A 13797-nucleotide genomic window follows, 5' to 3' on the forward strand; every position below is an offset into this window, starting at 1 on the left:
ATCTATCGCAACAAAGTTTTTGAAAAATATTTTTAACAAATTTACTCCCGGATGAACATCAGGTTGATAGTAACAAAATTTTCTTTGACAAAATTACTCTTGTATGAACGATTTATTTTCTCAAATCAATCGCAACAAAGTTTACGAAAATGGTCTTCAAAAAGAGCCCGTGCCCCTCGAAAGAACACGGGTTGTGCAAATCTTAAACGACATCGTATCCTTGATCATCAATGGTTTCTTTAATCGTATCAAGGGTCACAACTTCAGGATTGTAGTCAACATCCACTTTCCCTTCTTCTAAATTTACAACAACGCGGTCAACACCATTTAATGCGCCGACACTGCCTTCTACCGCTTTTACACAATGCCCGCAAGACATGCCATGAACGGTTAATGTCACGTGTTCCATGAATATACATCTCCTTTTTTTCTGATAAAAGAATATAATTATTTGTTACCATTAAAGCTGCGAACTACTTTTTCATCACCCGTTGAATCGTCGTTAAAAATTCATCAAGTACATCCATATCACCCTCTTGGATACGTTCGACGACACAATTTTTCAAGTGACCTTCGAGAAGGATTTTGGATACACCGTTTAACGCTGACTGGATTGCTGCAATCTGAGTGAGGACATCATCACAATATGTGTCCTTTTCAATTAACCCTTTAACACCGCGAATTTGCCCTTCAATCCGATTTAGCCGGGTTACCAAGTTTTTCTTCGTCTGTTCGGAATGGTGACTTTTCCGTTCACTTGTCGAGGTGCAGCATTCAACTTCTGCACAGCTTTCCAGTTCAGGTTGTTTCACTTCTTCCATTTGGAGTATACCCCCTTCCTGATATTTTTATCATACTATACCCCCCTACTGTATGTAAAGTTTTTTGATTGGTGTGTTTGCTGAGCATATATATGATGGAGTGTCTTCTTTTTTCTCCAGATATACTTCACTAATAAATTGAACCTTGCTTGTGTCTTATCTTTTTTTTATCATATTATACTTCACAAACCCTGAGTAGTATTTTATTATAAAAATTCAATTCATACCGCGCCTATAACAGCACGCAGTATAAATTGAATTTCACACTAAACCAATTTTTCCGACAAGCGGATAAACTCTTCAGCGTCTTTCGCTGCCAGTTGAATACCGGCTTCCCAAAATTGAGGTTTCGTTAAATCAACACCGAGATGTTTCATTGCTAATTCTTCCACTTTCATCGTGCCGGTGTCTCGCAACAAGGCAATATATTTTTCCTCGAACCCGGTCGGATTATTCAGGAATTCTGCATAAATACCTAAACTGAACAAGTAGCCGAAAGTGTACGGAAAGTTGTAAAACGGTACATCATCGATAAAGAAATGCAATTTGCTGCACCAAAAATGCGGATGATACCCGGCCAAACAATCACAATAAGCTTCTTTTTGCGCTTCCACCATCAACTCATTTAAGCGTTGTTCGGAGACAATTCCTTTCGTCCGTTCTTGATAAAAGTTATTTTCAAAAATAAACCGGGCATGGATATTCATAAACATAGCGACGGCATTGCCAAGTTTATCATTTAGTAGCGAAATTTTTTCCGCATCTGTTTTTGCATTAGCGACTGTTGCATTCCCAATAATCGTTTCCGCAAACGTGCTGGCCGTTTCAGCAACGTTCATGGCATAATTCCGATTTAATCTCGGCAAATCCCGCATAACATGACTATGAAATGCATGGCCTAATTCATGGGCAAGCGTACTGGCATCGCTCATTGAACCGGTAAATGTCATAAAAATCCGGGACTCTTCAAATTCCGGTAAATCTGTACAATACCCGCCCGGCCGTTTATTCGGGCGATCTTCTGCCTCCACCCAACGATTTTCCAGGGCATGTTTTGCAAAGTCTGCCAATTTTGGTCCGAAGCTGGCAAAGTGTTCAATGACAAAATCACAAGCTTCATCATATGTAAAACGAGTCGCTTTACTGTCACCCACCGTAACCGGAGCATCGACATCTTGCCATCCTAATTTCTCCATGTTAAGCAGTTTTGCCTTTTGCTTTAAAAAGTCGATGAATGGTTGTTTATTATTAGCAACTGCTGTCCACATCGCATCCAATGTATCTTTTGTCATCCGATTATATTCCAGCGGTTCTTCTAAATAGTCTTTGCGGTTATGGAAATTTTGCAAAGTAATTCGGAACCCGTCTAAATGATTTATCGTGTCAGTAAAGATTGGTGCGAATTTTTCCCAAGCTGCTTCCCAATTCGTAAACAATTGTTTTCGAACTTCCGGATCCGGATCAGCATACATTCGATTCATCGCTTGACCGACAGAAAGTTCCACCGTTTTTCCGTCTTTATCAGTAAACGGAATCGTCATCATGGAAACCACAGTATCATACAGTCTGCTCCATGCCGTCAGCCCGTCTTTGTTTAATTCCGTAATAATTTTTTCTTCCGCCTCAGATAAAAGCCGCTTTCCTTTATCACGAATTTCATTTAGGGCAAAGGCAACCTTTTTTAACTCATCATCTTGTAAAAATGTGTTCCAATCTTGATCCGAAATGGCCACCAACTTTTTCGTAAAAGCTGTATTTATATTTTCCAACTTACTGACTAAATCTAAAATCTGACCCATAACGACATTTGCATATTCATCATTCATGAATGCATCATGCCACATTTGCACAAATGTTGCCGATTGGGAAAGCCCTTTTTCAATGGTTTCCTGTTTTTCTAAAATCCTTTTAAATGGTTCAGCTGATTGGTTTTCTGAAAAATTCCATTGCTTAATCAGTTGCTCCCACTCGTTTATTTGCTGATCAATTTTTTGCAATTTTTCTTGCAGTTCAGGTGATTTCGTTCCACCTGGGATAATCGCATCTAAATCCCATGTGTCTACATATTTCATCTCTTTCACTCCTTTCGATATTTCCATTTTAATGCTTTTTCGTCGGAATGGAAACAATTGGATTTGTTTTGTGAAAAATTTGTTCAAATCATCCTCGAGTCTGATTCTTAAACATTCCTCTGTACCATGCCGTTTTTGGCGATACTGATCATCAACTTGATCCGATTAATTTGGTTCACCTTACTAATGCTTGCATCAAAGTCGATAGCAATCAGGTTCGCATACGGGTAGAATTGTTTGATAGCATTAAACATTCCGCGCGCAATAACATGGTTCGGCAGACAGCCAAACGGTTGGACGCAGACAACATTGTCTACACCGGCATCCATCAATTCAGCTATTTCTCCGGTTAACAACCACCCTTCACCCATTTGATTGCCCAAATTGATGAACCGTGATGCTTTTTCTGCCACTTCATCGATTGTTAACGGTGCTTCAAACCGATTACTTTCCAACAAAGCTTGTCGAACAGGTTCACGGAATACTTCGATTAACCGGATGCCAATATTGGCTAACCTAGATTTTATTTTTCCCGACTTTGACAGTAAAAACTCCTTGAAAACATTGTCAGATCAACATTTTCAAGGAGTTAATTATTTTTTGAATGTAGATATGCATAAGACTTTTACATAAGGCTTTTTTAAATTATTGTACAAATAGTTTTATAAAAAGATTAAAGCATATATACATAGTAAAAACGATAATACAGGTTGGAAACATTATTAAATCAATGTTTTCAGCCTTTTATTTTTTTGTAATTGGCAAAGTCGGGGAAAAATCAAGAAAAATGGGGCAAACACCACATTAATGGTTGACCACTTATTTGATTAATCATTTTTTATCGCTACCGGCACTTCAATTGGTAAAAGACCGGCTTCAATTTTTCCTCGTAAGTGCTTGAATTGAGGTGGTAATTTTAGTTCTTCTCCTAAGTGATCACAAGGTTCATCTATTAAAAACCCGGGAACATCGGTGGCAATTTCAAATAAAATTTCTCCCGGTTCCCGAAAATAAACCGAATGGAAATAATGTCTGTCCTTCACATCGGTTACTTGATAACCATCGCTTTCTATTAGCTTTTTCCATTGGGTTTGGTCCATTTGTTCATCCGCACGCCACGCAATATGATGTACCGTCCCAACACCTATTCGTCCTTGTGGTACCGGATCTTTCTTAATGTCAATGATATTTCCTAGATCATCCAGTGAACGGAAGCGGATATAATCATCATCTTCACCTACAAAATCAAGCCCGAGCACCTTATATATCATTTCTGAAGTTCGTTCCGGATCGGTGGACAATAATAAGGCACCACCAAATCCTTTAATTGCTACTTCAGAAGTGATTCCGTCAACACTCCATTCATTTTGTTTTCCTTCGTTTCGCTCCACCAATTCCAAATGTAACCCATGCGGATCAACAAATTGCAAATACTGTTCACCAAAGCGAGCGGATTTTTTATACGGAATAAAGAATTCCTTTAAACGGTTTTCCCAGAAACGCATTGCTCCAAAAGGAATAACATAAGATGTAACCCCAACTTGGCCTCCTCCGATTCTTCCTTTATATTTTGCATTTGGCCATGGGAAGAACGTGATAATGGTTCCCGGAGTTCCCTTTTCATCGCCAAAATAAAAATGATAAGTTCCCGGATCATCTAAGTTGACCGTTCTTTTTACCAGGCGTAACCCTAACACCCGTGTATAAAAATCAATATTTTCTTGGGGATGGTCAACAATCGCTGATATATGGTGGATACCCTTTGTTTTTTTCAAATTAATCTTTCTCCTTATAATTCAATGAAGTTAGGATAACTGCATGTAATAGTCAAAGGATGTAACAATAAAGACTATCTTTAAATCGTGACAATTATATTATCCTATTTCCCTTATGTCAAACATTGCAATCAAAGTCTTTCATTTTTATCAATTACGCGACCCATTTTCCATTGATTTTTGGCGACGAGGCCTGTTCTCGTCGGCATTTTTGCGGGCGAAACTTTATTTTTGGGCGACGAGAACCTTTCTCGTCGCCATTTTCAGCCGGAAAACTTCTTTTTTGGGTGACGAAGCCCAATCTCGTCACCGTTTTGAGCCGAAAAACTCCATTTTTTGACGACGAGAACCTTTCTCGTCACCATTTTGAGCCGGAAAACCCCATTTTTTGACGACGAGACCTTTTCTCGTCGTCATTTTGAGCCGAGAAACTTCACTTTTTGGCGACGAGACCTTTTCTCGTCGCCATTTTGAGCCGGGAAACTTCACTTTTTGGCGACGAGATTCATTCTCGTCGTCATTTTGAGGTGGGAAACCCCATTTTTTGGTGACGAGACTCTTTCTCGTCACCATTTTAAGCCGGAAAACTCCCTTTTTTGGCGACGAAACCCTTTCTCGTCACCATTTTGAGCCGGAAAACCCCATTTTTTGACGACGAAACCCTTTCTCGTCACCATTTTGAGCCGGAAAACTCCTTTTTTGGGTGACGAAGCCCATTCTCGTCGCCATTTTGAGGCGGGAAACTCCTTTTTTTGACGACGAGAACCTTTCTCGTCACCATTTTGAAGCGGGAAACCCCATTTTTTGACGACGAGATTCATTCTCGTCGCCATTTTGAGCCGAGAAACTCCATTTTTTGACGACGAGATTCATTCTCGTCGCCATTTTGAGCCGAGAAACTTCACTTTTTGGCGACAAGATTCATTCTCGTCGCCATTTTGAGGCGGGAAACTCTTTTTTTGACGACGAGAACCTTTCTCGTCACCATTTTCAGCCGAAAAACCCTATTTTTTGGCGACGAAGCCCATTCTCGTCGTCACTTTTGGGTGAAAAACTCTTTTGTTGGGCGACGAGAACCTTTCTCGTCACCATTTTCAGCCGAAAAACCCTATTTTTTGGCGACGAAGCCCATTCTCGTCACCATTTTCAGCCGAAAAACCCTATTTTTTGGCGACGAAGCCCATTCTCGTCACCATTTTCAGCCGGGAAACCCTATTTTTTGGCGACGAAGCCCATTCTCGTCGCCATTTTCAGCCGGAAAACCCCATTTTTTGACGACGAGATTCATTCTCGTCGCCATTTTCAGCCGAAAAACTCTCTTTTTTGGCGACGAAGCCCATTCTCGTCGCCATTTTCAGCCGGAAAACCCCATTTTTTGACGACGAGAACCTTTCTCGTCACCATTTTCAGCCGAAAAACTCCTTTTTTGGGTGACAAAACACCACTCACCCCGTCTTTGGGATGCGAAACTCAAGTTTTTAATTATTCTTTCACTCTCATCAGTCGTAAACCATTTAGTGCCACCAAAAGAGTTGCCCCCATATCTGATAGAATTGCAATCCACAGCGTTAACCAGCCGGGAATGACCAATAATAAGGCAATTAATTTAATACCTATTGCAAAGATTATATTTGCTTTAATAATATTTAACGATTTTCGGCTTAGTCTTACCGTAAATGGAAGCTTACTTAAATCGTCTCCCATAAGAGCAACATCTGCCGTTTCCAGTGCTGTATCCGTTCCAGCTCCCCCCATCGCAATTCCGACAGTTGCAGCCGCTAAAGCAGGAGCATCATTGATACCATCACCAACCATAGCAACGTTTCCATACGCAGATCTTAACTGCTTAATAACAGCTAATTTATCTTGCGGCATCAATTCTGCTTGAGTTTCCGAAACACCTACATACCGACCAATTGCGTTTGCAGTGCCTTTGTTATCACCTGTAAGCATAACCGTCTTTTTAATTCCAAGTTGATGCAGTTTTTGAATGGTATTTTTACTAGATTCACGTACTTCATCAGCTACCGCAATTAAGGCAAGTATTCCTTTTTCTGTACCAAAAATCATCACTGTTTTCCCTTCGTTTTGAAGATTGGTTATTCTATCTTCTAAGCTGTTATCAAAATTCGCATTTGGTACTTCCTTAAAAAGCTTTAGGTTACCTACATAATAAGTTGTTCCTTCTACAGTACCCTTAATCCCTTTACCTGTAATTGTGGTGAAATCCTTCACGATTACATTAGAATAAGTAACATTCATTTCTTCTGCTTTTCGAATAATGGCAGAAGCAAGCGGATGCTGAGAACGATATTCTAACGCAGTAATGATGGATAACAGCTTATTTTCATTGATTTGATCGTTCAGCACATAAAAATCAGTAACTACTGGAACACCCTTTGTTAATGTACCTGTTTTATCAAATGCAATGGCCTTTACAGTACCCATTTGTTCTAAGTAAATACCACCTTTAATAAGAACACCTTTTTTCGCAGCATTTCCGATTGCTGAAACGATTGAAATTGGCGTAGATATAACCAATGCACAAGGGCAGCCAACAACTAAAACTGATAATCCTTGATAAACCCATGTTCCCCAATCTCCATCAAAAAACAAAGGAGGTATGATCGCAACTAATCCGGCAATGACCATTATAATGGGCGTGTAATATTTAGCGAATGTGTCAACAAAGGCTTGTGCCGGAGCGCGTTCACCTTGTGCTTCCTCAACAAGATGAATAATTTTTGAAATCGTTGCATCCTCTACAAGTTTCGTAATTTTTACTTCAAGTAATCCTTCTCCATTAATCGTTCCTGCAAATACTTCATCATCAACGGTTTTAGAAACCGGTACGGACTCTCCTGTAATTGCTGCTTGGTTTACTGAAGAAGTACCGCTAATGACAATTCCATCCATCGCGATTTTTTGACCGGGCTTAACAATCATTATATCTCCAACCAAAATATGATCCACAGAGACCGTCATTTCTTGTCCATTTCGCCTAATAAGTGCTTCTTTTGGGGCAATATCCATTAATGATCGAATGGATTGTCTGGCTTTATCCATTGAATATCGCTCCATGGCTTCACTTATGGCAAAAAGAATAACAACAATCGACGCTTCTGCCCATTCTCCTATAAAAGCAGCACCAATAATAGCAACCGTCATCAATGTTCTCATATCAAAATCAAGTTTGAACAAATTTTGAAAACCTGTTTTAAAAAGTGAATGCCCTCCGATGACAATCGATGCGATAAATAGCACTGAAGTAATTAGGTTTTCTTCCCCATTGATAAACTGAGAAAGATATCCAAAAACAATTAGCAATGAAGCATATAAAAGTGTACTGTGTTTTTGATAGAATGGAATTTTCGCCTCTTTCGTCACCTCTTTATCTATTTGATTCACTGTTGACGATGGCGCTTCTGACTTGTCCGGAAATACTTTAAGATTTTCAAAGGCACCTGCCTTTTCCAATTCCTCCACTGTTGTTTCACCGTAAACAGTAATTTTCGAGGTGCCAAAATTCACTTTTGCATCCTGTACTCCCGGTAGCTTCTTAACATTTTTCTCAAACTTTCCGGCACAATTTGCACAGGAAAATCCCTCAACCCGATAAACATTTTTATTTTCAGAAATAGTTGCTTCACTCAATTTCCCTAACCTCTTTCTGATGAGCAAATGCTAAATGGATTAAATTCTTCACATGTTCATCATCTATAGAATAAAATACTAACTTCCCCTCTTTACGATATTTCGCTATACCTAAATTCTTTAATAGCCTTAAATGATGAGAAGCTGTGGCAATTGTAGAACCAGTAATATTGGCTACATCACACACACATAATTCATCCTCAACTGACAAAGCATAAGCAATCTTAATTCTTGTATCGTCAGACAATGCCTTGAAAATTTTAGCAACATCTGTAGAATTTTGTTCAGCTAAGCTCGTTTTCACCCTGTTTACTTTTTCCTCATTTATACACGTTATTTCACAAATATCATTATTCATATTTTTTCTCCCCTGTCATTCAAATGATGATTTGACTATTATATTAATTATTATATGCTCTCATATTCAAACGGTCAAACAATCATTTGAATATATATTTCTATTGATTATTTTTTGATACATATAAAACTTCTAACTGTAGTGGTATCGAACAAAATTTACGATTAATTCCTTTCCTACCACATATTTTTCACCTTAATCACCTTTTTCAGCAAAACGCTTAATCCGCTCCCCAATTTCGTCCCGTACCCGCTGAAATACTGCCCATTTTTCTTCATCTGTCCCTTCCGCTTTTGCCGGGTCATCAAAGCCCCAATGCTCTCTTTTTACATGTGGTGGCGTAACCGGACATTTATCCCGAGCATCCCCGCAAAGAGTCACAACTAAGTCTGCATGATTTAAAATCTCAGCATCAATAATTTCCGATGCTTGATTAGAAATATCAATTCCGACTTCTTTCATTGCTTTCACTGCATTTGGATTTAATCCATGTGCTTCAATTCCTGCACTATAAACATTCCACTCTTTACCTAGATATTTTTTTGCCCACCCCTCTGCCATTTGGCTGCGGCAGGAATTACCAGTACACAAAAAATAGATTGTTTTTTTAGACAAACCAGTTCATCTCCTTTTTTATTAAATTTGTTAATTTTAAGCATTTTTATTCTCTACAGATAAGAAGGTTAGTAGTCAAAATTTAGCAGCCTAGTGTCAACGGTTCAGTTTCCTTACCTGAGCGGTACCCGGACCCAACTAGCAACAGTAGAATCCCTGAATTCACCAGTAACACCCCGTAATCAACAGTAAAAAAAGAATATTCAACAGCACTCGGATATGAATTCAACAATAAAATTGGAATATTCACCAGTAACACCCCGTAATCAACAGTAAAAAAAGGGAAATTCAACAGTACTCGGACATGAATTCAACAGTAAAATTGAAAAATTCAACAATAACCCCTGCGAATTCACCAGTAGACTACGAGAAATCAACAGTCCCCCCATTAATTCCACTGCGCAACACCAGAAGAAGCTTCGATAGATTAAGAAAGGAATGACAATTTTTTAAATGCCATTCCTCCAGATAAATATTTTGTTCCTTTTACCTGTCATTCCGAGTCATTATGGTCAGATTCCGCCCAATCAACCTACGTCTTGTTCCCACCTATTTTCATTGCCAAATGTAATAATGCCCAGTTCGTGGTGTTCTCCCTCGTATAATGCCCTGGAGACAAAGCGGTTTTCCCCATTATCATCTATTACTTCCAGCCGGCAAAACGCCCGGTTCTTCTGTAACGCTTCATAATATTGTTGCTCATTTTGAACAGGAATCCCGTTTACCGTCTTGATTACTTCACCGATCTTCAACTTCATTTTTTCAGCTGCCGTCCCCGGAATAATATCCAAAATCACAATTCCGGAATGGTTTTTCGAAAAATAGTAAGTCTGCCCGCTATCCTGATAATAATGAACCATTGAAATCAGCAGGCGACCGATTAAGGCAATGCCCATCGCCACAATTACTGCCGGTTCAAACCAAAATCCTGCCGCTCCAATCAGGGTAACTAAAACTCCCAACCAAATCACTTGCTTTCCCTGCCCTTTAATTCCCAGACTCGGATGAACACTGCGAATTTGGCTACCAAACCCGATCCAGTACGGGATAAACAGGAAATTAAAAGTCGACTGACCAATAGGAACAACCGGCCAAAAGTCAAACGGTACGGAAAGTGCATCAGCAGGGATTAAAAATAACAGCGGAACCATCCATAATCGTTTTGACTCATGGACACCCATGTTCATTCCCCTTTTGCTGCGTATCAATTTCGGCGATGTGTGTTGACTGGCATTTTTGAATACGAGCAACCCTTCCGCCAGTAATAACAACCCCGTTAAAAAGGCTGCCCCCGGAATGATTGCTGTATCCATTTGTGCAAAGAGGTTTTGAAAAATAGGAACTTCAATTTGATACATAGTAATAAGCATGATTAAGAAAAAGCCGGTCCCCATCGTATATGCCGGGGAAAGCAAACCCGGTTTTAAGATGATGGAAAATAAAATCGTAACAGCTGATACGGTCAAAACAAATGCCAGCGGGATGATATTCCCAATTAGTAAAGTAATGATGGAAAAAATAAGCCCGCAAATAAGTCCTTTCCCAAAATACATACGCGTCTCAAACCAACCATCTTGGATACGTATATGAAAATTCCTTCGTTCTCTTTTTACCCGTATATAGCCAAGATAAACAGCATAAAGGATTCCAAGATAAAGTAACGGGTCTAAGAAGAATTTTCCAATCCCTTTTCCAATTTCAAGCAACCACTCCAAGCCCGACACCCCCCGAGATTTTTATTTTAAATCGATAGGATCATTTAATAGGTTATTATCTACTATTTTAGCAAATATGGATAAAAAAACCTATCTATTATTTAATTTTAGATTGAATATCAAAAAACGTTTCAAACAGCTTAACTATTAAATGGATTAAGAATAACAAGAAAGGACTACACAAAGAGTGCAGTCCTTAAACATTAATGTTGATACTGAAAATATCGCAGGGCCATTTGCAACTGGCGGTCATTTTCTTTTTTTCTTTTTGCTTCAGCTACTTTCTTTTCCATCTTCCTAACTGTTTTCTCATTAATGATACCCGTATCCGGCAAGTTATGTTCTCTTTGGAATCGTTTCACAGCTGTTTCCGTTGTTTCACTATAGTAGCCATCTACCCGCCCCGGTTCATAACCCAGGCTTTTCAATATCAACTGAGCATTCTTGACCTGCCCATTATTCATATCTTTACTTAGTGGCTGATCAATTTGTAATGGGTGGACATGGTACAAATCCGGCTGAACAACATAAATATCCGGTTTAATTCCTCGTCCGTGAATCCAGTTCCCATCCGGTGTCAACCATTTATACATCGTTAATTTTATATAGCTCTTATCCCCTAAATCGACTTGTTGTTGAACCGTCCCTTTTCCGAATGTCGTCTCGCCAATGGTCGGATAACCGCCTGCCTCCTTCAATGCGGCTGCTAAAATTTCTGAGGCCGATGCGCTTCCTTTATCGGTTAAAACCGCGATGGGATAAGGTTTCTTTTCTGCTAATTTCGAAAAATATTGTTCTTGCCCTTGATCTCTTCCCTCAATTTGAAACATCGGTTTTTCTTTTGGCACCAACTCTCCGGCAATTTTCTTTACACTTTGCAAAAGACCACCCGGATTGCCGCGGACATCAATAATTAACCCATCTATTTTTTCTTTTTCCAAAGTATTTAACCGGCTTAAAAAATCTTCGCCTGTCTCTTCCGCAAATGAAGTGATCGTAATATATCCAATTTTCTTTTCTTCCTGTTCAATAATTTCAGAAAAAACTGTTTCAATTGGGATTTTATCTCTTATTACTTCAATCGAAATCGGTTCACTTAAACCTTCACGTAATATTTGCAATGATACCGTCGTTCCTTTTTTGCCGCGTACTTTAGATGTTACTTCATATAAATCTTGACCCTTAACATCTTGTCCGTCAACGGCAACAATCTCATCAAAAGGTTTCAGACCCGCTTTTTCTGCCGGAGAATTTTTAAATGGGGATACAATAATGACCTTGCCGTCAACTTCACTCATTTCAGCACCAATTCCTTCAAAAGAAGAGTCTAAAGATCGGTTAAATTCTTTTGCTTTTTCCTCATTCATATAAACCGAATAAGGGTCACCCAAAGTGGCCAGCATTCCTTCTACCGCCCCTTCAACAAGATGTTCTGGATCTACGTTTTCAATATACCCTTTCGTTATCAGCTCATAAGCCTGTTCTATTTTTGAGAATTCATTTGGCAAATGACGATATTCTGTCTTTCTTATCTCTGTTTTGTCATCTGAAAATATTTGTATACTTGTGTAAGTTGCTAATGATGAAAAGATTATTGCAAAGGTCACCAAAATTGCCACGTGGGTTTTTCGCAAATCTGTCACTCCTTGCCATTAAATGTCATTCATTCAAATATATGAGTTTAGCGGACAAGTTATGAACTAGATTTTTATCCCTTATAAGAAGTTGGTAGCGGTACTCCATGGCTTTTAATAAATGTTGTGTAGGTCTATTCATTTAGGTTTTGTACATCGGTCCCTGTGTTTTTTCATCCTATATCCGGTGTCTTTTCATCTTTATTCATAAACGTTTAATAATAAAAATTCACTACTTGCTTTATTTTGTTGTATAATATTGAGGTGAAATTTTGTACAATCTGTAGAAAAGACGATTTTCCGCAGTACATACATTACCGTATATTTCTTACTAAAATATATCTATTCTATATGGAGAAAGGCGTGTGTCCAATGGGTCGTAAATGGAATAACATCAAAGAAAAGAAAGCACAAAAAGATAAAAATACAAGCCGGATTTATGCGAAATTCGGTACGGAAATTTTTGTTGCCGCAAAAAAAGGGGAGCCGGATCCGGAATTAAACCAAGCGTTGAAATTTGTCATTGAACGGGCAAAAACGTATAATGTTCCGCGTCATATCATTGATCGGGCGATTGAAAAGGCAAAAGGGGGTTCGGATGAGCATTATGATGAACTCCGCTATGAAGGTTTCGGTCCAAACGGTTCGATGATTATTGTGGATGCCTTAACCAATAATGTCAACCGGACTGCAGCAGATGTCCGTGCCGCATTTGGTAAAAACGGTGGAAATATGGGGGTTACCGGTTCTGTAACGTATATGTTTGATGCGACTGCAGTGTTTATGTTTGAAGGAAAAACCTCCGATGAAGTGCTTGAAATTTTACTGGAAGCGGACATTGATGTTCGTGATATTTTGGAAGAAGAAGACAGTGTGATTGTTTATGCTGAACCGGAACAGTTTCATGCAGTTCAACAAGCATTGAAAAACGCAGGAATTACCGAATTCTCCGTTGCGGAAATCACAATGCTCCCACAGACAGAAATCACATTAAGTGGTGAAGCAAAAGCCCAATTTGAAAAGTTAATTGATGCGTTAGAAGATTTGGATGATGTTCAACAAGTTTATCATAATGTTAATTTGGATGATTAATGAATGGAGAAAGGCCGATTTTGGTTTCAATCAAGTGACCGGAATCGGCTTTTTTTAAAAG

At 39.0% G+C, this 13797-nt stretch carries 17 protein-coding genes; 3 read left to right on the forward strand and 14 right to left on the reverse strand.

The features are described from left to right. Nucleotides 1-202 precede the first annotated feature (202 nt). The 8 genes from copZ to BT1A1_RS14450 form a co-directional block, all read right to left on the reverse strand. On the reverse strand, nt 203-409 hold the full coding sequence (gene copZ, locus BT1A1_RS14420; protein WP_034772531.1) for a copper chaperone CopZ: 207 nt from the start codon (nt 407-409) through the stop codon (nt 203-205). A 64-nt stretch (nt 410-473) separates the two neighbouring features. Continuing rightward, nucleotides 474-821 carry a metal-sensitive transcriptional regulator gene (locus BT1A1_RS14425; RefSeq protein ID WP_034772533.1) on the reverse strand — a complete coding sequence of 116 codons (348 nt, stop codon included), beginning with the start codon at nt 819-821 and terminating at the stop codon, nt 474-476. 266 nt (nt 822-1087) lie between these two features. After that, nucleotides 1088-2893: a M3 family oligoendopeptidase gene (locus BT1A1_RS14430; protein ID WP_034772535.1), complete on the reverse strand. Its 1806-nt coding sequence runs from the start codon at nt 2891-2893 to the stop codon at nt 1088-1090. A gap of 107 nt (nt 2894-3000) precedes the next feature. After that, on the reverse strand, nt 3001-3348 hold the full coding sequence (locus BT1A1_RS14435; protein ID WP_034772538.1) for a hypothetical protein: 348 nt from the start codon (nt 3346-3348) through the stop codon (nt 3001-3003). A 372-nt stretch (nt 3349-3720) separates the two neighbouring features. Then, a complete protein-coding gene (locus BT1A1_RS14440; RefSeq protein ID WP_034772540.1) occupies nt 3721-4668 on the reverse strand; it encodes a ring-cleaving dioxygenase in 948 nt (315 codons plus the stop codon). 154 nt (nt 4669-4822) lie between these two features. Continuing rightward, nucleotides 4823-4969, reverse strand: coding sequence for a hypothetical protein (locus BT1A1_RS18795; RefSeq protein ID WP_156103253.1), 147 nt, complete (start codon nt 4967-4969; stop codon nt 4823-4825). 5 nt (nt 4970-4974) lie between these two features. Further along, a complete protein-coding gene (locus BT1A1_RS14445; protein WP_034772542.1) occupies nt 4975-5241 on the reverse strand; it encodes a hypothetical protein in 267 nt (88 codons plus the stop codon). Beyond that, the gene (locus tag BT1A1_RS14450; protein WP_034772545.1) at nt 5235-5501 is read right to left on the reverse strand and encodes a hypothetical protein; all 267 of its coding nucleotides are present in this window, start codon (nt 5499-5501) and stop codon (nt 5235-5237) included. The genes BT1A1_RS14445 and BT1A1_RS14450 overlap by 7 nt, the downstream gene beginning before the upstream one ends. Here BT1A1_RS14450 and BT1A1_RS18800 point away from each other — a divergent pair. Beyond that, nucleotides 5473-5610 carry a hypothetical protein gene (locus BT1A1_RS18800; RefSeq protein WP_156103254.1) on the forward strand — a complete coding sequence of 46 codons (138 nt, stop codon included), beginning with the start codon at nt 5473-5475 and terminating at the stop codon, nt 5608-5610. The genes BT1A1_RS14450 and BT1A1_RS18800 overlap by 29 nt on opposite strands. 17 nt (nt 5611-5627) lie before the next feature. Then, nucleotides 5628-6047 carry a hypothetical protein gene (locus BT1A1_RS18805; protein ID WP_156103255.1) on the forward strand — a complete coding sequence of 140 codons (420 nt, stop codon included), beginning with the start codon at nt 5628-5630 and terminating at the stop codon, nt 6045-6047. Between the two features lie 103 nt (nt 6048-6150). On the opposite strand, the gene BT1A1_RS14455 is transcribed toward BT1A1_RS18805, so the two are convergent. The 6 genes from BT1A1_RS14455 to BT1A1_RS14475 form a co-directional block, all read right to left on the reverse strand. After that, nucleotides 6151-8322: a heavy metal translocating P-type ATPase gene (locus BT1A1_RS14455; protein WP_051989161.1), complete on the reverse strand. Its 2172-nt coding sequence runs from the start codon at nt 8320-8322 to the stop codon at nt 6151-6153. Beyond that, complete coding sequence (locus BT1A1_RS14460; RefSeq protein WP_034772547.1) at nt 8315-8680, reverse strand: ArsR/SmtB family transcription factor; 366 nt, start codon at nt 8678-8680, stop codon at nt 8315-8317. The genes BT1A1_RS14455 and BT1A1_RS14460 overlap by 8 nt, the downstream gene beginning before the upstream one ends. Nucleotides 8681-8875: 195 nt before the next feature. Continuing rightward, complete coding sequence (gene arsC / locus BT1A1_RS14465) at nt 8876-9295, reverse strand: arsenate reductase (thioredoxin) (RefSeq protein ID WP_034772549.1); 420 nt, start codon at nt 9293-9295, stop codon at nt 8876-8878. A gap of 82 nt (nt 9296-9377) precedes the next feature. Further along, entirely contained in the window at nt 9378-9545 is a 168-nt protein-coding gene (locus BT1A1_RS18810; protein WP_156103256.1) for a hypothetical protein, read from the reverse strand. A gap of 277 nt (nt 9546-9822) precedes the next feature. After that, nucleotides 9823-11010, reverse strand: a complete 1188-nt coding sequence (locus tag BT1A1_RS14470) for a PDZ domain-containing protein (RefSeq protein ID WP_034772552.1) — start codon at nt 11008-11010, stop codon at nt 9823-9825. Between the two features lie 203 nt (nt 11011-11213). After that, entirely contained in the window at nt 11214-12644 is a 1431-nt protein-coding gene (locus BT1A1_RS14475) for a S41 family peptidase (RefSeq protein ID WP_034772553.1), read from the reverse strand. A gap of 372 nt (nt 12645-13016) precedes the next feature. Between BT1A1_RS14475 and BT1A1_RS14480 the strand changes: the two genes are divergently transcribed. Continuing rightward, nucleotides 13017-13736: a YebC/PmpR family DNA-binding transcriptional regulator gene (locus BT1A1_RS14480; RefSeq protein WP_034772555.1), complete on the forward strand. Its 720-nt coding sequence runs from the start codon at nt 13017-13019 to the stop codon at nt 13734-13736. The last annotated feature ends 61 nt before the right edge of the window (nt 13737-13797 follow it).

Origin of the sequence: Caldibacillus thermoamylovorans (assembly GCF_000751775.1) — a bacterium.
GTDB lineage: Bacteria > Bacillota > Bacilli > Bacillales > Caldibacillaceae > Caldifermentibacillus > Caldifermentibacillus hisashii.